1 protein-coding gene is annotated in these 343 nt (G+C 36.4%); it reads right to left on the bottom strand.

Annotation, left to right across the window (positions count from 1 at the left end; all coding sequences use genetic code 11):
* Nucleotides 1-343: extracellular solute-binding protein (locus EII42_RS12550; RefSeq protein WP_125172436.1), on the bottom strand; the 343-nt coding region annotated here is incomplete at both ends.

Genomic DNA, 343 nt, shown 5'->3' with positions numbered 1-343 from the left:
CGTTGTATCCAATACCTGTTGCCCCAAAGAGTTGTGGAAGAGAGAATTTATTCCCTTTATCAAATGGTCTGTCTAGCATATTTGGATCAAGCTCTTTTATCACTGGAAGTTTGCTGTGATCTAATTCTTTTAGCATTCCTTCTCTTGCCATTTTAGATACAAAATAACTTGTTGGTGCAATAACATCATATCCGCTATTCGAGCCTAATGTTTTTAACTTTGCGTACATGGTTTCGTTAGATTCTAGGCTTGATGATATGACTTTGATGCCAGTTTCTTTGGTGAAGTTTTCTAATAATCCTTCAGGGACATATTCACTCCATGTATAGAGATATACAGTGGT

Source organism: Tessaracoccus sp. OH4464_COT-324 (assembly GCF_003932855.1).
Classification (GTDB): Bacteria; Actinomycetota; Actinomycetes; order Propionibacteriales; family Propionibacteriaceae; genus Arachnia.
This window is presented reverse-complemented; position numbering and strand designations above follow the sequence as displayed.